Consider the following 25,241-nt stretch of genomic DNA (forward strand, 5'->3'; position numbering starts at 1 on the left):
GGCCCCGACGGCGTGCTGACCGGCATGGCCCAGGCCTGTCTGGCAGACCCCGACGACGCGCTCCTCGTCCCGGCCCTGCGCAAGGGCCGCGACGAAGCCCCCGCCCTGCTGGCCGCCCTGGCCGCAGTGTTCGAGGCGGGCGCGGACGTCGACTGGGCGGCCGTGTTCCGGGGCAGTGGCGCGCGCCGCGTCGACCTGCCGACCTACGCCTTCCAGCACGAGCGCCACTGGCTCGACGCCGCGGCCGACCTGAGCGACGCGGCCGCCTTCGGGCAGGTCGATGCCGAGCACCCGTTCCTGCGGGCCGGTGTCGAACTCCCGGACTCCGGCGGGTTCGTGCTGACCGGGCGGATCGGGCTGGACACCCACCGCTGGCTCGCCGACCACACGGTGGCGGGCACCGTCCTGCTGCCGGGGGCGGCCCTGGCCGACCTGGTGCTCAGGGCGGGCCGGCAGGTCGGCTGCGAGCGGATCCGCGAACTGACCCTGACCGCCCCGCTGGTGCTGCCCGAGAGCGGCGCCGTCGTGCTGCAGGTGGTGCTCACCGGCGCGGACGAGGACGGCGAGCGCGAGGCCCGGGTGTACGCGCGGGCCGGTGACGCCGAGGAGGGCGCCGCGTGGACGCGGCACGCCACCGGCGTGGTGGGGGCGGGCCGCGGCGCGCCGGCCGACGACGCCGCCGCGTGGCCGCCGCCGGGCGCGCAGCCAGCCGACGTGGCGGAGCTGTACACGAACCTGGAGGAGGGCGGCCTGGTCTACGGGCCGGTGTTCCGCGGGCTGACGGCCGCCTGGACGCTGGACGGCGAGGTGTTCGCCGAGGTCGTCCTCCCGGACGGCGCGCACGCCGACGCCGAGCTGTTCGCCCTCCACCCGGCCGCCTTCGACGCCGCCCTCCACGCGGTGGGCCTCTCCGCGGCCGTGGGCGACGGCGGCCTGCCGTTCGCCTGGTCCGACGTCGAGGTCTTCGCCACCGGCGCGACGGCGCTGCGCGTCCGCGTTCGGGCGGCAGGCCCGGAGTCGGGCGGAGAGCCGGGCGCCGTGACGATCGACCTGGCCGACGGCGAGGGCCGCCCGGTCGCCTCGGTCGGCTCCCTGGCCGTCCGTCAGGTGCCGGCCGCCGGGCTCGGGCCGGCCGGCGGGGCCGGCGACGCGCTGTTCCAGCTCGACTGGGTGGCCGTACGCGCGCCCAAGTCCGTCCCCGTTCCCGCTGGTTGGGCCGTGCTGGGCGGCGGCGGGGCGGCCTTCGGGCCGGGCACGCCGGTCCACCCCGGGTTCGACGGGCTGACCGCGGCGCTGGACGCGGGCGAGGCCGTGCCCGAGGTGGTCGTCCTGCGGCAGCCGCCGGCCGCCGGGCAGGGCCTGGTCGAGCGGGCCCACGAGACGGCCCGGTACACCCTGGACGTGCTCCGGCGCTGGGTCGCCGAACCGCGCCTCGACGGCTCCCGCCTGCTGGTCCTCACCGAGGGCGCGGTGGCGGTCTCCGCCGAGGAGGCGGTGCCCGGGCTCGCCGAGACCCCGGTCTGGGGCCTGCTGCGCTCCGCGCACGAGGAGTACCCGGGCCGGTTCACCACGCTGGACACCGGCGGCGCCGACGTCGCGCCGCGGCTGCTGGCCGCGGCGGTGGCCCTGGACGAGCCCGAGCTCGCGGTCCGCGGGGGCCGGCTGCTGGCCCCCCGCCTGCGCCGCGCGGGGCGGTCCGGGGCGGACGCCGGGACGCCCGTGTTCGACCCCGACGGCACCGTGCTGGTCACCGGCGGCACCGGCGGGCTCGGCCGGGTCGTCGCCCGGCACCTGGTGGCGGCGCACGGCGTGCGGCACCTGCTGCTGGTCAGCCGCAGCGGCGAACAGGCGCCCGGGGTGGCGCAGCTGCGCGAGGAGCTGGCCGGTGCGGGCGCCGACGGCGTCACCGTCGCCGCCTGCGACGTCGCCGACCGTACGGCCCTGGCCGGGCTGCTCGCCGCCGTGCCGGCCGAGCACCCGCTGACCGGCGTCGTGCACACGGCCGGCGTGCTGGACGACGGCACCGTCGCCGCGCTGACGCCCGAACGCCTGGAGCGGGTGCTGCGTCCGAAGGTGGACGCGGCCGTGCACCTGGACGAGCTGACCCGCGGCGCCGGCCTGGCCGCGTTCGTCCTGTTCTCCTCGCTCGCCGGCACCATGGGCAGCGCCGGGCAGGCCAACTACGCCGCGGCCAACGCCTTCCTGGACGCCCTGGCACAGCGGCGCCGCGCCGCCGGCCTGGCCGCCGTCTCGCTCGGCTGGGGCCTGTGGACGGCGACCGACGGCATGGCCGAGTCCCTCGGCGAGGCCGACCGGCAGCGCCTCGCGGCCTCCGGCATCCTGGCGCTCTCCGGTGACGAGGGTCTGGAGCTCTTCGACACCGCACTGCGAGCCGACCGGGCCGCTCTCGTCCCGGTGCGGCTCGACACGGCGCCGATCAGGGCCCGGGCGGCCGTGGTCGAGGTGCCCGCCCTGCTGCGCGAGCTGGTGCGGGTGCCGGTGCGCCGGGCCCGGGAGGCCGGCGCGGCGGGCGGTCTGCCCGCCGGATTCGCCGGGTTGGCCGCCGCCGAGCAGGAGCGGATCCTGCTGGGCATCGTCCTGAGCCGGACGGCCGTGGTCCTCGGCTACGCCTCGGCGGACGAGGCGGAGCCCGAGCGGGACTTCCTGGAGGCCGGCGTGGACTCGCTGTCGGCGACGGAGATCCGCAACCTGGTGAACAAGGCGACCGGTGCGGACCTCACCACCAGCGCCCTGTTCGACCACCGCAACCCGGTGGCGCTCGCCGCCCACCTGCGCGAGCGGCTGGCCGACGCCGCCGTGCGGGGCGGCCGGCCCGGCCCGGCCGCCGAGGGGGCGGACCGGCCGGGGGAGAACCCGGAGTCCTTCCGCGGCCTGTTCCGGCAGGCGATCCTCGGCGAGAACCTGCCGGGCGGCATCCGGTTGCTGAAGGCGGCCGGGCACGTCCGGCCCTGGTTCCACTCGCTGGCGGACCTGCGGGAGAAGACGGCCGCCGAGGGCGGTCCGGAGGCGGCGGTGTTCCCCGAGCCGGTCCGGCTGGCGCGCGGGCCGCAGGGCCCGGCGCTGGTCTGCCTGCCGTCGCCGATGGCGATGGGCGGTGCCCAGCAGTACGCGCGGTTCGCGGCCGGCTTCCGCGACGTGCGGGACGTGATCGCCCTGCCCGTCATCGGGTTCCACCCCGCCGACCGGCTGCCGGCGACCGTCCCTGCGGCCGTGGAGGCCTTCGCCGCGCACATCCTCCAGGCGGCCGCCGGGCAGCCGTTCGTGATCGTCGGCTACTCGTCCGGGGGACAGTTCGCGCACGCGGCCGCCGAACACCTGGAGCGCGCGGGGACTCCCGCGGCCGGCGTGGTGCTGCTCGACTCCTACCTGCCGAACACCGGCGACGACGACAACCAGTCGCACGGGTTCTGGGGCCAGATGATGGTCGGCATGTTCGACCGGGAGGACGACTTCGGGGGGTTCAACGTGACCCGCCTCGGCGCCATGGGCCGCTACGTCGAACTGATCGGCAGTGTGCGGCCGGCCGAGATGGAGACCCCGGTGCTGTTCGTGCGGCCCACGGAGTCCTTCGTGGTCGTCCCCAAGGCCGGTGAGGAGGAGTGGCGGGCGGTCTGGCCGACCGCGCACACCCTCACGGAGGTTCCGGGCACGCATTTCACCATCATCGAGACCTACGCGGCGGACGCCGCCGCGGCCGTCGAGGAGTGGGTCCAGGTGGCGTGCCGTCAGTTTGCGTCCGGCCGTTGAGGAACAGCCTGGCTCTGGGGTTCGTAGGGGCCGCTTAGGGGTCTGTCCGGGGAAGGCGGCTCGTATAGCGTGCGTCCACAGGATCAGCTCCCGCGGCGCCGTCAGTACGGGCACGTCCTCCCCGGTGGACCCAGGCAGTTCAACCCGGAGGTGGGTAAATTCGCCGGACAATTCGGAGAGGAATAGAACGATGTCAAGACCAGCGAGTGCCAAGGGTGTTGTCTCTTTCGGGAAATACAAGACCTGGTACCGCGTGACCGGTGATCTGGCTTCGGGCAAGCCGCCGGTCGTGGTGCTGCACGGAGGCCCCGGCAGCACCCACGACTACCTGCTGGCGCTCACCGAACTGGCCGACTCCGGCTGGCCGGTGATCCACTACGACCAGCTCGGCAACGGCGGCTCCAGCCATCTCCCGGACCGGGGCAAGGACTTCTGGACCGTCCAGCTCTTCAAGGACGAACTGAACAACCTGCTCGACGCGTTGAACGTGGCCGACGACTACATCCTCTTCGGCCAGTCCTGGGGCGGCATCCTCGGAGCCTCGCACGCGGCCGGGCGTCCGGCCGGCCTGCGCGGCCTGGTGATCGCCAACTCCCCGGCCTCCTACGTCCTGTGGCTCCAGGAGATGGAGGTGCTGCGCGCCGGGCTGCCGGCCGACGTCCAGGAGACGCTGCGCCACCACGAGGTGGCCGGCACGACGGACAACGAGGAGTACTTCACGGCGATGCGGGTCTTCTACGACCGGCACGTCTGCCGGGTCGTGCCCTGGCCGCGGGACTTCGTCGCCTCCTTCATGGAGATCTACGACGACCCGACCGTGTACTACACCATGAACGGCCCGAACGAGTTCCACGTGATCGGGACGCTCAAGGACTGGTCGGTCATCGACGAGGTGGACCGCATCAAGGTGCCCACCCTGCTGCTCACCGGCCGGTACGACGAGGCCACGCCGGCCACCGTGCAGCCGTACTTCGACCGGATCCCCGAGGTGCGGTGGGAGATCCTGGAGAACTCCAGCCACGTGCCGCACCTGGAGGAGCCCGAGCGGTTCAAGGAGATCCTGCTCGGCTACCTCGAAGGACTTCTCCCCGGTGCCGGGCTGCCCCCCGACGCCGTAGCGGCACCCGGAGGACGCGGATGACGGCGAGCACACCACGGGTACGCGCGTACCCGTTCAGTCCGGCCCGGGCCCTGGAGCTCGACCCCGCCTACGCGCGGCTGCGCGCGGAGGAGCCGCTGAGCCGGGTGCGGATGCCGTTCGGCGAGAACGGCTGGCTCGTCACCCGGGCCGCGGACGTGCGCCTGGTGATGAGCGACCCCCGGTTCAGCCGGGAGCGCGCGGTCGCCGGCGACCCGCCCCGGCTGCGGGAGGTCGACGCCTCGGGCACCGGCCTGCTCGCCATGGACCCGCCCGACCACGCCCGCGTCCGCAAGATCATGGCGAGGGTGTTCACCGCCCGCCGGGTCGAGACGATGCGCGAGGACACCCAGCGGACCGTCGACGGGCTGCTCGACGAGCTGGTGGCGCGGCCCGGGGACCGGGTGATCGACGTGGTCGAGTCGCTGGCCTTCCAGATCCCCTCGGCGGTCATCGGCAAGCTGATGGGCCTGGAGGACAAGGACCAGGAGAACATCAAGGAGTGGTCCCAGGCCCTGATGTCGACGGCCGAGGGCAGCGAGGAGTCGGTCCGGCAGGCCTTCGAGGCGCTGTTCGGGTACGTCGCCGAGCTGGTGGCGACCCGCCGGGCCCACCCCACCGACGACCTGGTCGGCATCATGGTCGGGGCCCGGGACGAGGGACAGCGCCTCAGCGAGGAGGAACTCGCCACCCACATCGTCGGGTTGATCACCACCGGCGCCGAGACCACCTCCTCGCAGATCCCGAACTTCCTGTACGCGATCCTCACTCACCCCGACCAGCTCGCCCTGCTGCGCCGGGACCCTGCGCTGGTGCCGCGGGCGGTCGAGGAGCTGCTGCGCTGGATCCCGTTCAACTCGGCCGCGCTGTTCCCCCGGTACGCCACGGAGGACGTGCGGTTCCGGGACACGACGGTCCGCGCGGGCGAGTTCGTGCTGCCGTCGCTCTCGGCGGCCAACCGCGACCCGGAGGTCTTCGCCGACCCGGACCGACTGGACATCACCCGTGAGCACAACCCGCACATCGCCTTCGGGCACGGCGCGCACCACTGCGTCGGCGCCCAGCTCGCCCGGATGGAACTCCAGGTGATGCTCGGAACGATGGTGCGGCGCTTCCCGGAACTGGCCCTGGCCGGCGACCCGGTCGCCATCCCCTGGAAGCAGGGTCTGGTGCGCGGCCCGCTCGCTCTGCGGGTGACGTGGTGAGCGAACGTCCCGGAGAACGCTGGAACATCACCGTCGACACGGCCGCCTGCATCGGCTCGTCGATGTGCGCGGCCGCGGCGCCGCGCCACTTCGTCATGAAGGCCGGCAAGGCCGAATCGCCGGCCGGGACGGTCGGGCCCGACCAGACGGTGCTCGACGCGGCCGAGACCTGCCCGGCACTCGCCATCACGGTCACCGACGCAGACACGGGCCGCCAACTGGCCCCCGAGGCCTGAGAGGTACCTCCATGAACACCGCGATCAGGGCGCAGACCGCGATCGTCTTCCCCGGCATGAGCGCCTCCCCCTTCACCGAGGTGGGCAAGTTCATGCTGATCAACCCGGCCGCCCGCGAGTTCGTCGCGCGGGCGGACGAGGCGCTCGGCTACAACCTCCTCGACCGGTTCCGGGACGACCAGGACGGCGGCGACTACTCGGAGGCCTCGCAGGTGGCCTTCCTGGTGAACTGCCTGGCCTCCGCGGAGTGGGCGGCCGGACAGCTCGGCTTCGTGCCCGAGGTGTGCACCGGCCCCAGCTTCGGCGAGAAGGTGCTCGCCGCGTACTCGGGCGCGCTCTCCTTCGAGGAGGCGGTCCTGATGACGGCGGAGGTCGCCCGCTGCATGGAGGACTGGTTCCGCACCGAGCACCAGGACGTCGTGACGCACTCCTTCCTGCGCACCCCGCAGGAGCAACTGGCGGAGCTCTTCGCCGAGTTCGACGAGCGCGGCGAGTTCCGCGAGGTGTCGTGCCACGTCGACCACGACTTCCACATGGTGTCGATGCGCGAGCCGAGCCTGGAGTGGTTCCTGCCGAGGCTGCGCTCGCTGGGCGGCATGTCGCTCTACACCATGCGCCCCCCGGTGCACTGCACGGCCTTCGGCGGGCTCCGGGACCGGGTCGAGCGGGAGGTCTTCGGCTCGCTCACCTTCCACGACCCGAAGCTGCCCGTGGTCGCGGACCAGGACGGCCGCGTCCTGACGACCGCGGCCGAGGTGCGCACCATGCTCCTCGACAGCTTCGTCACGCCGATGCGGTGGCCCTCGGTCGTCGCCTCGCTGAAGGAGCTGGGCGTGCGCCGGGTGTGCGTGTCGGGGCCGGACTCGCTGTTCGGCCGCGTCCCGGTGACCCGCGACAACTTCGAGGTCGTCGCGGCCTCGCCGGCCCTCGCCATGCGGCCCCGCGCCCGTGCCCGCCGGGCGGCGGCGACCGCGGCCTGAGCCCGTACCGCCGCACCGCCGGCACCGCACCCGCACCGCCCGGCACCGCACCCGCACCGCACCCGCACCCGCATCCGCCTCACCCCGCCTCCGCGTCCACCTTCACCGAACAGGGAGACCACCCATGTGGGACGACACCTTCGAAGAGATCCTGCTCACCTACCTGCCCTTCCTCGACGAGGACGAGAAGCTGGAGGCCGACACGCCGCTGCGTGACCTCGGCCTCGACTCGCTCGGCACCGTCGAGCTGCTGGCCGCCCTCGAGAACGCCTACGACGTGCGCTTCCAGGACGACGCGCTGAGCCTGGAGACCTTCCGGTCGCCCGGCGTCCTGTGGGCCGCCCTCTCCTCGTTGCTCCAGCCGGCCGCGTGATGGGCGGGCCGTCTGCGCACACACTCGCCGGGCGGTTCCTGCGCGGTCTGGCGCTCTCGCCGCAGCGCGCGGCGTTCCGGGCCGGGGCCGAGACGCGTACGTACGAGCAGACCCACGAGCTCGCCCTGCGCTGGGCGGGCTCCCTGCTCGCCGCGGCGGACGGGCGGCCGGCGGCCGTCGGCGTGCTCGCGGGCAAGGGCGTCACCGCCTACACCGGCATCCTGGCGGCGCTCTACGCGGGCGCCGCCGTGGTGCCGCTGCGGCCCGACTTCCCGCAGGCCCGGACGAGGGCGATGCTGGACGCGGCGCCGCTGTCGGCGGTCATCGCGGACGGTCCGGGCAGCGCCGCGCTGCCCGGCCTGCTCGGCCCCGGCGGCGACGTCCCGGTGCTCGTCCCCGACGATGCGGTGCTGGGCGCGGGGCTGCGCCGGGTCGACGTCCGGGACCGGCACGCGCTCGACGCGCCCGCCGCCGTCCGGCCGGAGGACCGCGCCTATCTGCTGTTCACCTCCGGCTCGACCGGGCGGCCCAAGGGCGTGCCGCTCACCCACGGCAACACGAGCCACTACTTCGACCTGCTCGACCGGCGCTACGACTTCAGCCCGGACGACGTGTTCTCCCAGACCTTCGACCTGAACTTCGACTGCTCGCTGTTCGACCTGTTCTGCGCGTGGGGCGCCGGGGCGACCGCCCAGTGGATTCCGCCCCAGGGCTACCGCGACCTGCCCGGCTACCTGGCCGAGCACCGGATGACGGTGTGGTTCTCCACCCCCAGCGGCATCTCGCTGGCCCGCCGCACCGGTGCCCTCGCCCCGGGCGCCCTGCCCGGGCTGCGCTGGAGCTTCTTCGCCGGCGAGGCGCTCAAGTGCCAGGACACGGCCGACTGGCAGCAGGCGGCCCCGGGCTCGGTCGTCGAGAACCTGTACGGCCCCACCGAGTTCACCGTCACCATCGCCGCCCACCGCTGGGACCCGGAGCTCTCGCCGGGCCTGGCCGTCAACGGCGTCGTGCCGATCGGGGCCGTCCACGAGGGCCACGCGTACGAGTTGCTGGACGCGGACGGCCGAGTGGTGGCCGACGAGGGCGAACTCTGCGTCTCCGGGCCGCAGATGGCGCCCGGCTACCTCGACCCGGCCGACGCCGCCGGCCGCTTCGTCGAACGCGACGGCCGGACGTGGTACCTCACCGGCGACCGGGTGCGGCGGGTCGGCGATCCGGCCGGCGGCCAGCTCGCCTACCTCGGGCGGATGGACGCCCAGGTCCAGCTCCAGGGCTGGCGGGTCGAACTCGCCGAGATCGACCACGCGCTGAGCACCGTCGAGGGCGTCATCGAGGCCGTCACCGTGGACGCGGTGACGGACGACGGCATCCGGCTCGTCGTCTTCTACACCGGCCCCGAGGCGGTCCGCCCCGCCGCGTTCGCGAAACAACTGGGAGAGGTGCTTCCGCAAGGACTCCTGCCCAAGCGCTATGTACTGCTCGGTGAAATGCCCCTGAACGCCAACCGGAAAGTCGACCGCAAGGAACTGCGGAATCGCGCCGGCGCCCTGATTGCCGCAGGTAAAGAAGGCGGCGGCAGTAGGGGGAACTAGGGGTGGTGTGTCCGGCCCTCCGCTAAGTAGCGTCGTTGGGGATTGAATCCCCCATTCGAGGTCCGCGTCGGTCGTTTCCCGGCCGGCGCGGACCCCGGATTCGGCGACAGGAGAATGGCGTTGGACACCCTTTCCTACGGGGATCGAATAACTGCGGAAATAACCGCAGCAGGGAATTCCGGCCGGGCCGCACTCGTTCATGAACTGCTGGCCGAAGCGGTGGCCGACTCCGCCGGGTCCAAGGCGGTCAGCGACACCGCCGGCACCTGGACGTACGAGCAGCTCGACGGCTACGCCCAGGCATTCTCCGCCTGGCTGGCCGACCAGGGCCTGCGCCGCGGCGACCGGCTCGTCGTGCAGATCCCCACCACCCGGGAACTGGTCGCCATGTTCTTCGGCGCCGCCATGCGCGGCGTCGTCTTCGTCCCGCTCAACCCGGGGATGAAGAACTTCCACCTCGGGCCCGTCCTGGCGAATGCGGAACCGGCCCTGGTGCTGGTGACCGAGGCCGCCGCGGAGAACGTCTCCACCCTCACCGGGGCGGCCGTCCGCGACCGGGACTCCGTCTGGGGCGAGGTCGAGAAGTACGCCGAGACCGGTGCCCGGACGCAGAACGCCGCGGTCGAACCGGACGACGTGGCCGTCCTCGTCTACACCTCGGGTTCGACCGCCGCCCCCAAGGCGGTGATCTGCCCGCACGCCCAGATCACCTTCGCGTCCGCGGCCATCGAGAACGTCATCGGCTACCGCCCGGACGACGTCGTCTTCTGCCGCTTCCCGATCTCCTGGGACTACGGCCTCTACAAGGTCCTGCTCTCCGTCCTCGGCCGCTCCGAGATCGTCCTCGCCGACGGCGCCTCCGACCTGGTGCTGCTGCGCCGCATCCGCGAGTCCGGGGCCACCATCGTGCCGATCGTGCCCTCGCTGGCCGCGATGATCGTGCGCCTCGCCGAGCGCGAGGAGGACCCGGCGCCGAACGTCCGGCTCTTCACCAACACCGGTGCCGCGCTGCCGCAGGCGACCATCGACGCGCTGCGGGCCAAGTTCCCGGGCTGCCGGGTGGTCCGCCAGTACGGGCAGACGGAGTGCAAGCGCATCACCGTCATGCCGCCCGCGCAGGAGCGCGAGCGCCCCGACGCGGTCGGCCTGCCGCTGCCCGGTACCGAGGTGCTCATCCTGGACGAGGACGGCCGCGCGCTGCCCCCCGGCGAGACCGGCGAGATCGTCGCCGTCGGCCCCCACGTCATGCCCGGCTACTGGCGCAACCCCGAGCAGACCGCCCGGGCGTTCCGCACCGAACCCGTCACCGGCGCGCGCCGCCTGCACACCGGCGACTACGGCCGGCTCGACGAGGACGGCTACCTGTACTTCGACGGCCGGCGCGACGACATGTTCAAGCGCAAGGGCGTGCGGATGAGCACCGTCGAGATCGAGTCCGCCGCCACCGACATCGACGGCGTGCGCGCCGCGGCCGTGCTGCCCCCCGAGGGGGAGCGCGACCTGGTCCTGTTCGTCGAGACGCAGCGCGGCCGGGCCGAGGTCCTGCGCGAGCTCAACGTCCGCCTGGAGGCCCAGAAGGTGCCCTCCGCCTGCTACGTCGTCGACGCGATACCGCTCACCCAGAACGGCAAGAACGACAAGAAGAAGCTCGTCGAGCTTCTCGAGGGGACCTCCAAGTGACCCGTTACGCCGACCTCGCGGAGCGCTACGGCACCCCGCTGTACGTCTACGACCTCGACCGGGTCCAGGCGGCCCGGGACGACCTCTTCGCGGCGCTCCCGGAGGGCTTCGAGCTCTTCGCCGCCGTCAAGGCCAACCCGCACCCGGAGGTCCTCCGGGCGCTGCGGGAGGGCTCCGACCACGCCTGCCGCGCCGAGATCAGCTCCACCGGCGAGCTCGCCGCGGCCCTGACCGCCGGGTTCGACCCGGCGGAGATCCTCTACACCGGCCCCGGCAAGACCGACGGCGAGCTGGACGAGGCGATCGCCAAGGGCGTGCGGATGTTCTCCGTGGAGTCGGCCACCGACCTGGAGCACATCGGCGCCGTCGCCCTGCGCCACGGCGTCGTCGCCGACGCCCTGCTGCGCGTCAACAGCGTCTCGGCGAGCGCCACCACAAGCATCCGGATGACCGGCGCCCCCTCGCAGTTCGGCATCGACAGCGAGAAGCTCGTCGAGCTGATGCCGCGGCTGCGCGCGGTGCAGGGCGTCCGCCTCGCCGGCGCGCACTTCTTCCCGCTGAGCAACGCCCGCGACGAGGACGCCCTGATCGGGGAGTTCCGCAACACCGTCGCGGTCGCCGCCCAGACCTTCGCCGACACCGGCATCGAACCGCGGTTCCTGGACATCGGCGGCGGCTTCTCGGCCCCGTACGCGGTGCCCGGCACGCGCCCCGTCTACACGCGGCTGCGCGCCGCCCTCACCGAGATCCTCGACGAGCACTTCCCGCGCTGGCGCGAAGGGTTCCCCACGGTGGCCTGCGAGTCCGGGCGCTACCTCGTCGGTGACGGCGGCACGCTGCTCGCCGGGGTGGTCAACATCAAGGAGAGCCGCGGCCGCACCTTCGTCATCCTCGACGCGGGCATCAACACCTTCGGCGGCATGTCCGGCCTCGGCCGGCTGCTCCCGGTCGCGGTCAGCCCCGACGCGGAGGGCGCGGACACCGCCGAGTGGACCAAGGCCAGCCTGGTCGGCCCGCTCTGCACCCCCGGCGACGTCCTGGGCCGCGACGTGAAGCTGCCGCCGCTGGACGGCGGCGACGTCATCGAGATCCCCAACGCCGGCGCGTACGGGCCCACGTCGAGCCTGCTGATGTTCCTCGGCCGCCCGGCCCCGACCGAGGTCGTGGTGCGCGGCACCGAGGTCGTCTCCATCTCCCGCATCGAACACGTCAGGACGTACGCATGAGCGAGCTCACCCTGGCCGGTACCACCGCGGTCGCCGCCGGCCCCACCGCGACCGCCCTGCCCGACGCTCCCGGGCCCGGCGGCGGGACGGTCATCGTCAGCGGGCTCTCGTCGGACGCCCACACCTGGAACCTCGTCTTCCTCCAGCTCCTGATCGAGGAGCTCGGCTACGACGTCGTCAACCTCGGCCCGACCGTCCCGGACGAGCTGCTGGAGTCGGAGATCCGGGCGCACGACCCGGCCCTCGTGGTGATCAGCAGCGTCAACGGCCACGGCTACCAGGACGGGGTGCGGGTCATCCGCAAGCTCCGCGCCGTCCCCGCCCTCGCCCGCACCCCGATGGTGATCGGCGGGAAGCTGGGCATCGCCGGCGGCAGCGACGAGGCCCACCTCCGGGAGCTGGTCGAGGCCGGCTTCAACGCCGTCTTCGAGGACGGCCGCACGGAACAGGGCTCCTTCGAGCGCTTCCTCGTCTCGCTGCCGCAGAAAGCGCTCAGGTGACCGAGGAGAACGCCCAGTCCCCCGCCGTCCCGGCGGGATCCCCCGAGGCCCGGGCGGGCACCGTGCCCGCCGACTTCGGCCGCTTCGTGCGCGCCGCGCACGAGGCCGGCCGGCTGGTGGTGCAGCCGCGCATGGGGTTCAGCGACCCCGCGCGGATGCGCCGCGGCCTCACCGCCACCCGGAACGCCCGCGCGACCACCGTCGGCACCCTCACCCTCGACAGCTACACCCGGGTCGGGGACATGGCGGCCGTCGAGGAGGCGCTGCGCCTGGGCACCGGCATCAACGGCTACCCGATCGTCAACTACAGCCCGGAGCAGACCCGGGAGGTCCTCGACGGGCTGCACGGGCCCGCCTTCCCGGTGCAGGTCCGGCACGGCTCCGCCAAGCCGTTCCACATCTTCGAGGCGCTGGTGCGGGCCGGCCTGAGCGCCACCGAGGGCGGCCCCGTCTCCTACTGCCTGCCGTACGGGCGGACCCCGCTCGACCAGTCGGTGCGGGAGTGGGACCGCTCCACCAAGCTCTTCTCCCGGCTGCGCGAGAGCGGCGTCGAACCGCACCTGGAGTCCTTCGGCGGCTGCATGCTCGGGCAGCTCTGCCCGCCCAGCCTGCTGGTGGCGATCAGCGCCCTGGAGGCGCTCTTCTTCCACCGCAACGGCATCCGCAGCATCTCCGTCAGCTACGCCCAGCAGACCCACCCGGAGCAGGACGCCGAGGCGGTCGCCGCCCTGCGCGCCCTGTGCGCGCGGCTGCTGCCGGACACCGTCTGGCACGTGGTGATCTACACCTACATGGGGGTGTACCCGACCACCGACGCCGGGTCCTACCGGCTGCTCGGCGAGGCGGCCCGGCTGGCGGCGCGGTCCGGATCGGAACGCATCATCGTGAAGACGGTCGCGGAGTCCCGGCGCATCCCCACCATCGAGGAGAACGTCGCGGCGCTGGAGTACGCCTCGGACGTCGCGGCCGACGAGCCCGCCGTCCCGACCCTCGCGGCCGGGGCCGACGGCCGGTCGCCGGCCACCGAGGTCCTCGCCCGCACCGACTCCCAGACCTACACCGAGGCCGCCGCCCTCGTCGACGCGGTGCTGAACCTCCACGACGACGTGGGCCAGGCACTGCTGCTCGCCTTCAAGCGCGGGTACCTCGACGTCCCCTACTGCGTGCACCCCGACAACATGGGGCGCACCCGGAGCTTCATCGACGGCACCGGGCGGCTGCGCTGGGCGACCACCGGGGCCCTGCCGATCGGGCGCGTCGCGGACGCCTCGGGGAACCGGCGGGTGACGTCCCGTGAACTTCTCGAAGCGCTCACCTACATACAGCGCACCTTCGATGACGAGGCCTTCCGCAGCCCGCTGCCCGGATAGCGGAGCCGCAGGTCCGGCCCCGGCATAGGGGCCGTTAGGGGTGTGGCCCGCCCGATTCCTGTCGTTAGTTTTGGGGCGTATTGCCGTCCGGAGCGTCGAGGGCGTACCGCCCGACGCCCCGGGGCGCCTGCCGCCCGACCTTTCGCCTGCCAGCAACTGGATGAGTAGTGGAGTGCGCGGAATGAGCGAGTCCGAAAACTTGGTTCACCAGACGGGTGGCGCGCCGGTGCAGGACAGCAGCGCGCTGGCCCGCCGTCTCTCGGGGCTGAAGCCGGCCGAGCAGCTGCGCGCCGCGGTGGCACTGGTCGGCGAGCAGGTCGTCGCGACCCTGCGGCACGCCGGCGCCGAGGTGCCGCGCACCGTCGACGAGAACCGCCCCTTCCTGGAACTGGGCTTCGACTCGCTCGCCGCGGTCGACCTCCACGCGCGGCTGGCCGCGGCGACCGGGCTCGACCTCCCGGTCACCCTCGCCTACGACCACCCGTCGACCGCCGCGCTCGCCGCCTTCCTGCGCGGCACCGCGCTGGGTCTGGCCGAGGAGACCGTGGTCGCCGAGCGGGTCGGCGCCGACGACGACCCGATCGCGATCGTCGGCATCGGCTGCCGCTACCCCGGCGGCCTCTCCTCCCCCGACGACCTCTGGCGCCTGCTGATGGACGAGGCCGAGGTGCTCGGCCCGTTCCCCACCGACCGCGGCTGGGACGTCGAGGGCATGTACGACCCCGAGCCCGGCGTGCCCGGCAAGAGCTACGTGCGCGAAGGCGGCTTCCTCTCCGAGGCCACCCTCTTCGACGCCGAGTTCTTCGGGATCAGCCCGCGCGAGGCGGTCGGCATGGAGCCGCAGCAGCGGCTCGTCCTGGAGACCGCCTGGGAGGCGCTGGAGCGCGCCGGCATCGCCCCGGACACCCTGCGCGGCGCCCGCACCGGCGTCTTCGTCGGCGCCGAGGTGCACGACTACGGCACCCGCATCCAGGACGCCCCCGACGGCCTCGCCGGCTACCTGATGACCGGCAACACCCCGAGCGTCATCTCCGGCCGGCTCTCCTACCTGCTCGGCCTCGAAGGCCCGGCCATCACCCTGGACACCGCCTGCTCCGGCTCCCTGGTGGCCCTGCATCTGGCCGCCAACTCGCTGCGCCAGGGCGAGAGTTCGCTCGCCCTGGCGGGTGGCGTCACGGTCATGGGCAGCCCCGGGATGTTCAGCGCCTTCAGCCAGCAGCGCGGCCTCGCCCCCGACGGCCGCTGCAAGGCCTTCGCGGCCTCCGCGGACGGCACCGGCTTCGCCGAGGGCGTCGGCATCTTCGTCCTGGAACGGCTCTCCGACGCCCGCCGCAACGGCCGCCGGGTGCTCGCGGTGATCCGCTCCTCCGCGATCAACCAGGACGGCGCCAGCAACGGGCTCACCGCCCCCAGTGGCCCCTCGCAGCAGCGCCTCATCCAGCAGGCCCTGGCCAACGCGGGCCTCACCGCCGCCGACATCGACGCGATGGAGGCGCACGGCACCGGCACCACCCTGGGCGACCCGATCGAGGCCCAGGCCGTCCTCGCCACCTACGGCCAGGGGCGTCCGGCCGGCCGGCCGCTGCTCCTCGGCTCCATCAAGTCCAACCTGGGCCACACCCAGGCCGCCGGCGGCGTCGCCAGCGTCATCAAGCTGGTTATGGGCATGCGGCACGGCGTGCTGCCCAAGACCCTGCACATCGACGAGCCGACCCCGCACGTCGACTGGTCGACGGGCCGGGTCGAGCTGCTCACCGAGGCCAGGCCGTGGGAGGCCGCCGAGGGACAGCCCCGCCGGGCCGCCGTCTCCGCGTTCGGCATCAGCGGCACCAACGCCCACCTGATCATCGAGGAGGTCCCGGCGACCGAGGACGCCGGGCCCGCGGGGGACGCCGGCACCGAGCGGCCCGGCACGCTCACCCCGTGGCTCGTCTCCGGCCGCGGCGCCGAGGCGCTGCGCGGCCAGGCCGCCCGCCTCGCCGCGTTCGCCGCCGGCTCCGACGCCTCGCCCGCCGAGCTCGGCCACGCGCTGGCCACCACCCGCAACCAGCACGCCGACCGTGCCGTCGTCCTCGCCGCCGACCGCGAGTCCTTCGTGGCGGGCCTGACCGCGCTCGCCGAGGGCGTCTCCGTGCCTGCCGCGGTGTCCGGCCACGCCGGCCCCGGCCTGCTCGCCTTCCTCTTCACCGGCCAGGGTGCGCAGCGCCTCGGCATGGGCCGCGAACTGTACGACACCTTCCCGGTGTTCGCCGACGCGCTGGACGACGCCGCCGACCTCCTGGACCTCCAGCTGGAGACCCCCCTCCTCGACGTGCTGTTCGCCGAGCCCGGCAGCCCGGAGGCCGCGCTCCTGGACCGGACCGCCTACACCCAGACCGCGCTCTTCGCCGTCGAGGTGGCGCTGTTCCGCCTGCTCGAGTCCTTCGGCGTGCGCCCCGACCACCTGGCCGGCCACTCCGTCGGCGAGATCGCCGCCGCCCACGTCGCCGGCGTGTTCTCGCTGGAGGACGCCTGCGTGCTGGTGGCCGCCCGCGGCCGGCTGATGCAGCAGCTGCCGGCCGGCGGTGTGATGGCGGCGGTCCGCGCCGCCGAGGCGGACGTGCTCCCGCTGCTGGCGGGCCGCGAGCACGAGGCGGGCATCGCCGCGGTCAACGGCCCGGCCTCCGTGGTGATCTCGGGTGCCGGGGCCGCCGTGGACGAGATCCTCGCCGCGCTGGCGGACCGCGGCATCAGCGGAAAGCGGCTGACCGTCTCGCACGCCTTCCACTCGCCGCTGATGGAGCCGATGCTCGACGAGTTCCGGCGTGTGGTCCGGGCCGTCCGCTTCGACGAGCCGCTCATCTCCGTCGTCTCCAACGTCACCGGCCGCCTCGCCACCGGCGACGAGCTGCGCGACCCCGAGTACTGGGTGCGCCACGTCCGCGAGGCCGTCCGCTTCGCCGACGGTGTCCGAGCCCTCGAAGAGGCCGGTGTCACCACCTACCTCGAACTCGGCCCCGACGGCGTCCTCACCGCCATGGCGCAGCCCTGCCTCCAGGATCCGGACGAGGCCCTCCTCGCCCCGGTCCTGCGCCGGGAGCGCCCCGAGGAGCGCGAGCTGCTCACCGCACTCGCCCACGCCCACACCCGCGGCCACGCCGTGGACTGGACGCCGTTCTTCCCCGGCGTCGCCTCCCCGGGCGTCGAGCTGCCGACCTACGCCTTCCAGCGCCGCCGCTACTGGCTCGACGCGGGCACCTCGCAGAACGACCCGGCCGCCGTCGGCCAGTTCGCCGTCGACCACCCGCTGCTCGGTGCGGGCGTCCAGCTGCCCGGCTCCGACGGTGTCGTGCTCACCGGCCGCCTCGACCTGCGCACCACCGCCTGGCTCGCCGACCACGCCATCCGCGGGCAGGTCCTGCTCCCGGGCACGGCCTTCGTGGAGCTGGCCGTCCGGGCGGGCGACCAGGTCGGCTGCGAGGCCCTGGAGGAGCTGACGCTGCAGGCCCCGCTCGTCCTCCCCGAGGGCGGCGGGGTGGCGGTCAGCATCCTGGTCGGGCCGGCCGACGAGACGGGCCGCCGCAGCCTGGCGGTCTACTCCCGCGCCGACGACGTCTCGTTCGACGACCCGTGGACCCAGCACGCCGCGGGCGTCCTCGCCCCCGAGGCAGGCCCGGCCGCGCCGGCGGAGCTCACCGCCTGGCCGCCGCAGGACGCCACCGCGCTCGACCTCTCCGGCGCCTACGCCCGGATGACCGAGCAGGGCTACGACTACGGCCCGGTCTTCCAGGGGCTGCGCGCCGCCTGGCAGCGCGGTGACGAGATCTTCGCCGAGATCGCGCTTCCCGAGGGCGAGCAGGGCGTCGCGGCCGCGTTCGGCCTGCACCCGGCCCTGCTCGACGCCGCCCTTCAGGCCGCCGACCTGGCGTTCCCGGATGCCGGGACCGGCGACGACGCCACCCTGCTGCCGTTCGCCTGGAACGACGTCACCCTGCACGCGGTGGGCGCGGACACGCTCCGGGTGCGCATCGCGGTCGACGGCCGGGAGAAGTCCTCGTTGCTGATCGCCGACGGCACGGGCCGGCCGGTCATGTCGGTCGGCTCGGTACTGGCCCGCCCGGTCTCCTCCGCCCAGCTCTCCTCGACCGGCGCCGGCCCGCTCTACCGCTTCACCCTCAGGGAACTCCCGGTGGATGCGGGTGTGGTGCGGGAGGGTCGTTGGGTGGCGTTGGGTGCCGGGGTGTCCGGTGTGGAGGCGGTCGCGGATCTGGGGTCGGCTGCGGGTGCGGCCGTGGTGGTGCTGCCGGTGGGTGGTGGTGAGCCGCGGGACGCCGTTTCCGGTGTGCTGGCGATCCTTCAGGAGTGGTTGAAGGATGGGCGGTTCGCGTCGTCGCGGTTGGTGGTGGTGACGGAGGCCGGGTCCTTGGCCGGTGGTGCGGTGGCGGGTCTGGTGCGGTCGGCTCAGGCGGAGGAGCCGGGGCGGTTCGTGTTGGTGGAGCTGGCCGGCGGTGATGCGTGGCTGCGGCTGCTGCCCGCGGCCGTCGCCTCGGGCGAGCCCGAACTGGCCCTGCGGGACGGCACGGTGTTCGTTCCGCGGCTGGTGCGGGCCGAGACCGGGTCCGGTTCGCCGTTCGGCGGGGCCGGGACGGTGCTGGTGACCGGTGGCACGGGTGGTCTGGGTGCGGTGGTGGCCCGGCACCTGGTGACCGGCCACGGGGTGCGGAGCCTGGTGCTGGTGAGCCGCCGTGGTGAGGCGGCGCCGGGCGCTGCGGAGCTGCGGGACGAACTCGTGTCCCTGGGTGCGGAGTCGGTGCTGGTGGAGGCGGCGGACGTCGCCGACCGTGAGGCGCTGGAGGCCGTGCTGGGCCGGGTGCCGCAGGACCGTCCGCTGACGGGTGTGGTGCACACGGCCGGTGTGGTGGACGACGGGACGATCGGCTCGCTGACCCCCGAGCGGGTGGACGCGGTGCTGCGTCCGAAGGCGGATGCGGCCTGGCACCTGCACGAGCTGACGCGGGACCTCCCGGTCAAGGCGTTCGTCCTGTTCTCGTCCGTGGCGGGCACGCTGGACGGCGCCGGCCAGGGCAACTACGCCGCGGCCAACGCCTACCTGGACGCGCTGGCCCGCCGGCGCCGGGAGGAGGGCCTGCCCGCGCTCTCGCTGGCCTGGGGTCTCTGGGACACCGGCACCGGCATGGGCGGCAACCTCTCCCAGGCCGACGTCCAGCGTCTCAACTCCTCGGGCATGGTGGGCCTTTCGGCCGAGGAGAGCCTGGCCCTCCTCGACGCCGCGCTCACGAGCGACGAGCCCGTCCTCCTCCCCGTCCGCCTCGACCAGACCGATCTGCGGGCCCGCGCCGACGGCGTCCCCGCCGTCCTGCGCGACCTCGTCCGTACGACGACCCGGCGCGCCGCCGAGAAGGCCGGCGCCGGCCAGGCCGCGTCCCCGATCGCTCAGCGCCTCGCCGGGCTCTCCGCGGACGAGCGCACCAGGACCCTGCTCGACCTGGTGCGCACCCACGTCGCCGCCGTCCTGCACCACGACAGCAGCGCGGCCATCGACAGCAAGCGCGCCTTCACCGAGATCGGCTTCGACTCCCTCTCGGCCGTCGAGCTGCGCAACCGGCTCAACCAGGAGACCGGCCTGCGGCTGCCCGCCACGCTCGTCTTCGACTACCCGACCCCCCAGGCGCTCGCCGACCACATCAAGGAGACCGTGGTCGGAGCCGACACCCCGGCCGTCGAGGCCGCCCCCGCCGTGGTGCTCACCGACGACGAGCCGATCGCCATCGTCGGGATGAGCTGCCGCTTCCCGGGCGACGTCCGCTCGCCCGAGGAGCTGTGGGAGCTGCTGGCCGCCGGCCGCGACGGCATCACCCGGTTCCCCGAGAACCGGGGCTGGGACACCCAGGGCATCTACGACCCCGAGCCGGGCAAGCCGGGCAAGACCTACTCCAACGAGGGCGGCTTCCTGCACGACGCGGCCGACTTCGACGCCGAGTTCTTCGGCATCAGCCCGCGCGAGGCGATGGCCACCGACCCCCAGCAGCGCCTGCTGCTGGAGGCGTCCTGGGAGGCCATCGAGCGGGCCGGCATCGACCCGTCCTCGCTCAAGGGCAGTCAGACCGGCGTCTTCGCCGGTGTGATGTACCACGACTACGCCTCGCGCCTCGGCGCCGTCCCGGAGGACCTGGAGACGTACCTGGGCAACGGCAGCCTGGGCAGCGTGGTCTCCGGCCGCGTCGCCTACAGCCTGGGCCTGGAGGGCCCGGCGGTGTCGGTGGACACGGCCTGCTCGTCCTCGCTGGTGGCCCTGCACTGGGCGATCCAGGCGCTGCGCCGCGGCGAGTGCACGCTGGCCCTCGCGGGCGGCGTCACCGTCATGGCCACCCCCGAGACCTTCACCGACTTCAGCCGGCAGCGCGGCCTCGCCAAGGACGGCCGCTGCAAGGCGTTCGCGGAGGCGGCGGACGGCACCGGCTGGGGCGAGGGCGTGGGCGTGCTCCTGGTGGAGCGGTTGTCGGACGCGCGTCGGCTCGGGCACGAGGTGCTGGCCGTGGTCCGCGGTTCGGCGATCAACCAGGATGGTGCGAGCAACGGGCTGACGGCGCCGAACGGTCCGTCGCAGCAGCGGGTGATCCGGGCGGCGCTGGCCGACGCGGGGCTGTCGACGTCCGACGTGGACGCCGTCGAGGCGCACGGCACGGGTACGACGCTGGGTGACCCGATCGAGGCGCAGGCGCTGCTGGCGACGTACGGCCAGGACCGTCCGGAGGGCCGGCCGCTCTGGCTCGGCTCGATCAAGTCGAACCTGGGCCACACCCAGGCTGCCGCCGGTGTCGCGGGCATCATCAAGATGGTGCAGGCGATGCGCCACGAGGTGCTGCCGAAGACCCTGCATGTGGACGCCCCGTCCTCGCACGTGGACTGGTCGGCCGGTGATGTCGAGCTGCTGGCCGAGGCCCGCGCCTGGGAGAAGGCGGAGGGTGCGCCGCGTCGCGCGGGTGTGTCCTCGTTCGGCATCAGCGGCACCAACGCGCACGTGATCCTGGAGGAGGCCCCGGCGACCGAGCCCGTCGAGGAGCCCGTCGAGGAGCCCGGCGCGGGTTGGCCGGCGGGTGTGCCGGTGCCGCTCGCGGTCTCCGGGCGTACGGAGGAGGCGCTGCGGGCGCAGGCCGGGCGGCTGCGGGAGTTCGTCGCCGCCGACTCCTCGCGCCTGCTGGACCTCGGTCACTCGTCGCTGACCACGCGTACCGCGCACGCCCGGCGTGCAGTGGTGTTCGGTTCGACCCGCGAGGACTTCCTGAGCAGCCTGGCGGCGATCGCGGACGGCAACGGCACCGGGACGGGCGTTGCGCGCTCCGAGGGCCGGACGGCGTTCCTGTTCACGGGCCAGGGTTCGCAGCGGGTCGGGATGGGTGGTGAACTGTACGAGGCCTTCCCGGTGTTCGCGGCTGCGCTGGACGAGGTGTGCGCGCTGCTGGACGGCGAGTTGGGTGTGTCGCTGCGCGAGGTCATCGCCGGCACGTCGGGTTCGCTGGACGACACGGTCTTCACACAGTCGGCGCTGTTCGCGGTCGAGGTGGCGCTGTACCGGCTGGTCGACTCGCTGGGTGTGCGCGCGGACTTCCTGGCCGGGCACTCGGTGGGCGAGATCGCGGCCGCGCACGTGGCCGGCGTCCTGTCGCTGGCGGATGCGTGCACGCTGGTCGCCGCGCGTGGCCGGCTGATGCAGGCGCTGCCCGCCGGTGGGGTCATGGTCGCTGTCCGGGCGGCCGAGGCGGACGTGCTGCCGCTGCTGAAGGGCCACGAGAAGCAGGTCGGTGTCGCGGCGGTCAACGGCCCCGCCTCCGTGGTGATCTCGGGTGCCGAGGCGTCGGTGGGCAAGGTCGTGAAGAAGCTGGAGGAGCGCGGCATCGCCTCCGTCCGGCTGACCGTCTCGCACGCGTTCCACTCGCCGCTGATGGAGCCGATGCTGGAGGAGTTCCGGACCGTCGTGAGCGGCCTGGCGTTCGCCGAGCCCAAGCTCGCCGTCGTCTCCAACGTCACCGGAGAGCTCGCCACCGGCGAGGACCTGCGCGACCCGGAGTACTGGGTGCGCCACGTCCGCCAGGCCGTCCGCTTCGCCGACGGCATCCGGGCGCTGGAGGACGCGGGCGTGACCCGCTTCCTGGAGCTGGGCCCCGACGGCGTGCTGACCGGCATGGCCCAGGCCTGCCTGGCAGACCCCGACGACGCGCTCCTCGTCCCGGCCCTGCGCAAGGGCCGCGACGAGGCCCCCGCCCTGCTGGCCGCCCTGGCCGCAGTGTTCGAGGCGGGCGCGGACGTCGACTGGGCGGCCGTGTTCCGGGGCAGTGGCGCGCGCCGCGTCGACCTGCCGACCTACGCCTTCCAGCACGAGCACTACTGGCTCGACGCCGTGGCGGCGGCCGGTGATGCGGCCTCCCTGGGCCAGGCCGCGACGGAGCACCCCTTCCTGGGGGCGGCCGTCGAACTGCCCGACTCCGACGGCTACCTGTTCACGGGCCGGGTCGGTCTCGACTCGCACCCCTGGCTGGCCGACCACACCGTCGCCGGGTCCGTCCTGCTGCCGGGCACGGCCTTCGTCGACCTGGCGATCCACGCGGGCCTGCACACCGGTCACGGCTTCCTGGAGGAGCTGACCCTCCAGGCGCCGCTGGTCTTCCCCGAGCGCGCCGGCTGCCAGCTGCGGGTCGTCGTCGGCGAGACGGAGGAGGCGGGCCGACGCCCGTTCTCGGTCTACTCCCGGCTGGAGGACGCGCCGGGTGAGCGCCTGTGGCTGAAGCACGCCACGGGCACGCTGACCGACGCCGCACCGGAGGCGGCCGCGGGCCTGAGCGTCTGGCCGCCGAAGGGCGCCGAGGCGATCGCCCTGGACGGCCTCTACGCCGAACTGGCCGCCGACGGGCTGGGCTACGGCCCGGTCTTCCAGGGGCTGCGGGCCGCCTGGAAGCGCAACGGCGAGATCTTCGCGGAGATCGCCCTCCCGGAGGAGGCGCACGTGGACGCGGCCGCCTTCGGCCTGCACCCCGCGCTGCTCGACTCCGCGCTGCACGCCACGGAGTTGCTCGACAACTCCCCGCGCGGCACCGAGGGGGCCTCGCTGCCCTTCGCCTGGTCCGACGTCTCCCTGCTCACGCCGGGCGTCACCGGGCTGCGGGTGAAGGTCTCCTCCTCTTCGCCGGACGAGTCGTCGCTGGTCATCGCCGACAGCGCGGGCCTGCCCGTGATGACGGTGGGGTCGATGGTGGCGCGGCCGGTGTCGGTCGACCAGATCGAGGCGGCGCGCAGCGGCGGCGCCACCCGCACGGTCTACCGGATGGAGTGGGTGGCCGAGCCGCTGGACCCCGCGGTGCCGATGGAGGGCCGCTGGGCCGTGGTCGGCCCGCAGTCGGACGCCTGGGCGGCCCAGTGGGGCGTCGAGGCCGCCCCGGAGCTCGACGCGGTGGCCGGTTCGAAGGTCGTGCTGCTGCCGGCCGGCGGGCCGGACGACAGCTCCGCCGGGGTGCGGGCGGAGACGGCCCGCGTGCTGGAGGTGCTCCGGTCCTGGCTGGCGGACGAGCGGTTCGAGTCCTCGCGCCTGGTCGTCCTGACGGAGGCCCCGTCACTGGCCGGCGGTGCGGTGGCCGGCCTGGTGCGGTCGGCTCAGGCGGAGAACCCGGAGCGGTTCGTGCTGGTGGAGCTGGCCGGCGGCGACGCGTCGCTGCGGCTGCTGCCCGCGGCCGTCGCCTCGGGTGAGCCCGAACTGGCCCTGCGGGACGGCACGGTGTTCGTTCCGCGGGTGGTGCGGGCCGAGACCGGGTCCGGTTCGCCGTTCGACGGCACCGGGACGGTGCTAGTGACCGGTGGCACGGGTGGTCTGGGTGCGGTCGTGGCCCGGCACCTGGTGACCGGCCACGGGGTGCGGAGCCTGGTGCTGGTGAGCCGCCGTGGTGAGGCGGCGCCGGGCGCTGCGGAGCTGCGGGACGAACTCGTGTCCCTGGGTGCGGAGTCGGTGCTGATGGAGGCGGCGGACGTCGCCGACCGTGAGGCGCTGGCGGCCGTGCTGGGCCGGGTGCCGCAGGACCGTCCGCTGGCCGGTGTGGTGCACACGGCCGGCGTGGTGGACGACGGGACGATCGGCTCGCTGACCCCGGAGCGGGTGGACGCGGTGCTGCGTCCGAAGGCGGATGCGGCCTGGCACCTGCACGAGCTGACGCGGGACCTCCCGCTGCGCGCCTTCGTCCTGTTCTCCTCGGTGGCGGGCACGCTGGACGGCGCCGGCCAGGGCAACTACGCCGCGGCCAACTCCTACCTGGACGCGCTGGCCCGCCAGCGCTGGCTGGACGGCCTGCCCGCGCTCTCGCTGGCCTGGGGTCTCTGGGACACCGGCACCGGCATGGGCGGCAACCTCAGCCGCGCCGACGTCCAGCGCATCAACTCCTCCGGCGTGGTGGGCCTTTCGGCCGAGGAGAGCCTCGCCCTGTTCGACGCCTCGCTGAGTGCCGACGAGGCGGTGCTGCTGCCCGTCAAGCTCGACCCGGCGGGCCTGCGCGCCCGTACCGGCGGCGTCCCCGCCATGCTGCGGACCCTGGTCCCGGCGGCCGAACCCCGCGCGCCCCGGGCGGCCAAGGGCGCTCCGGCCGCCGCGCCCGCGGCGGACGAGAGCCTGGAGTCGCAGCTCGCAGGCCTGTCGCAGGACGAGCAGCTCCACCTGCTCCAGAACCTGATCTGCGCGCACGTGGCCGCCGTCCTGGGCCACACCTCCGCCGCCACGGTGGACCCGGCGCGCTCCTTCCAGGAGGTCGGCTTCGACTCGCTCACCGCCGTCGAACTGCGCAACCGGCTCAACAAGGCCACCGGGCAGCGCCTGCCCGCGACGCTGATCTTCGACTACCCGAGCCCGGTGGCGCTCTCCAAGTACCTGCTCACCGAAATGCTCCCGGACATCCCCGAGGTGGCCGCCGCCTCCGGCGGCGAGCTGGACGAGGAGGCGTTCCGTCAGACGCTCGGCACCCTCTCGCTCACCCGCGTCCGCGAGGCCGGGCTGCTCGACCAGCTGCTCGCGCTCGCCGGACCCGGCGGGCCCGCGCAGCAGGACGACACCGCGCAGGCGGACCAGAGCGAATCGATCATGGCGATGGACCTCGAGGCCCTGTTGGCCGAGGCGGCCCGGCGCAGCGACTCCGAGTGA

Annotated in this window: 12 protein-coding genes; all 12 read left to right on the top strand. The window is 74.0% G+C overall.

The features are described from left to right. On the top strand, positions 1-3,768 hold a 3,768-nt coding region (locus ACZ3YO_RS35550), incomplete at its 5' end, for a type I polyketide synthase (protein WP_465577828.1). A gap of 190 nt (positions 3,769-3,958) precedes the next feature. Next, positions 3,959-4,909, top strand: coding sequence for a proline iminopeptidase-family hydrolase (locus ACZ3YO_RS35555; protein ID WP_465577830.1), 951 nt, complete (start codon positions 3,959-3,961; stop codon positions 4,907-4,909). Beyond that, entirely contained in the window at positions 4,906-6,111 is a 1,206-nt protein-coding gene (locus ACZ3YO_RS35560) for a cytochrome P450 (protein ID WP_465577832.1), read from the top strand. Before ACZ3YO_RS35555 ends, ACZ3YO_RS35560 begins: the two co-directional genes overlap by 4 nt. Next, positions 6,108-6,347, top strand: a complete 240-nt coding sequence (locus ACZ3YO_RS35565; protein ID WP_465546866.1) for a ferredoxin — start codon at positions 6,108-6,110, stop codon at positions 6,345-6,347. The genes ACZ3YO_RS35560 and ACZ3YO_RS35565 overlap by 4 nt, the downstream gene beginning before the upstream one ends. Before the next feature lie 11 nt (positions 6,348-6,358). Then, on the top strand, positions 6,359-7,327 hold the full coding sequence (locus ACZ3YO_RS35570; RefSeq protein WP_465577834.1) for an ACP S-malonyltransferase: 969 nt from the start codon (positions 6,359-6,361) through the stop codon (positions 7,325-7,327). Positions 7,328-7,451: 124 nt separating this feature from the next. Then, positions 7,452-7,700, top strand: a complete 249-nt coding sequence (locus tag ACZ3YO_RS35575; RefSeq protein WP_396325923.1) for a phosphopantetheine-binding protein — start codon at positions 7,452-7,454, stop codon at positions 7,698-7,700. After that, positions 7,700-9,292 (top strand): AMP-binding protein, encoded by a 1,593-nt coding sequence (locus ACZ3YO_RS35580; RefSeq protein WP_465577836.1) that lies wholly within the window; start codon positions 7,700-7,702, stop codon positions 9,290-9,292. Before ACZ3YO_RS35575 ends, ACZ3YO_RS35580 begins: the two co-directional genes overlap by 1 nt. A 159-nt stretch (positions 9,293-9,451) precedes the next feature. Then, complete coding sequence (locus ACZ3YO_RS35585; RefSeq protein ID WP_465577928.1) at positions 9,452-10,972, top strand: AMP-binding protein; 1,521 nt, start codon at positions 9,452-9,454, stop codon at positions 10,970-10,972. Beyond that, positions 10,969-12,198: a type III PLP-dependent enzyme domain-containing protein gene (locus ACZ3YO_RS35590; protein WP_465577838.1), complete on the top strand. Its 1,230-nt coding sequence runs from the start codon at positions 10,969-10,971 to the stop codon at positions 12,196-12,198. Before ACZ3YO_RS35585 ends, ACZ3YO_RS35590 begins: the two co-directional genes overlap by 4 nt. After that, a complete protein-coding gene (locus ACZ3YO_RS35595) occupies positions 12,195-12,698 on the top strand; it encodes a cobalamin B12-binding domain-containing protein (protein ID WP_465577840.1) in 504 nt (167 codons plus the stop codon). Before ACZ3YO_RS35590 ends, ACZ3YO_RS35595 begins: the two co-directional genes overlap by 4 nt. A 62-nt stretch (positions 12,699-12,760) precedes the next feature. Continuing rightward, the gene (locus tag ACZ3YO_RS35600) at positions 12,761-14,068 is read left to right on the top strand and encodes a methylaspartate mutase (protein ID WP_465577930.1); all 1,308 of its coding nucleotides are present in this window, start codon (positions 12,761-12,763) and stop codon (positions 14,066-14,068) included. Between the two features lie 295 nt (positions 14,069-14,363). Continuing rightward, positions 14,364-25,241, top strand: coding sequence for an SDR family NAD(P)-dependent oxidoreductase (locus ACZ3YO_RS35605; RefSeq protein ID WP_465577932.1), 10,878 nt, complete (start codon positions 14,364-14,366; stop codon positions 25,239-25,241).

This window comes from Kitasatospora sp. NPDC022785, assembly GCF_055561295.1.

Bases quoted from the DNA above. Each gene is read 5' to 3' on its own strand.
- ACZ3YO_RS35595 (WP_465577840.1), top strand. From the start codon at position 12,195: ATGAGCGAGCTCACCCTGGCCGGTACCACCGCGGTCGCCGCCGGCCCC.
- ACZ3YO_RS35555 (WP_465577830.1), top strand. From the start codon at position 3,959: ATGTCAAGACCAGCGAGTGCCAAGGGTGTTGTCTCTTTCGGGAAATAC.
- ACZ3YO_RS35580 (WP_465577836.1), top strand. From the start codon at position 7,700: ATGGGCGGGCCGTCTGCGCACACACTCGCCGGGCGGTTCCTGCGCGGT.
- ACZ3YO_RS35570 (WP_465577834.1), top strand. From the start codon at position 6,359: ATGAACACCGCGATCAGGGCGCAGACCGCGATCGTCTTCCCCGGCATG.
- ACZ3YO_RS35575 (WP_396325923.1), top strand. From the start codon at position 7,452: ATGTGGGACGACACCTTCGAAGAGATCCTGCTCACCTACCTGCCCTTC.
- ACZ3YO_RS35560 (WP_465577832.1), top strand. From the start codon at position 4,906: ATGACGGCGAGCACACCACGGGTACGCGCGTACCCGTTCAGTCCGGCC.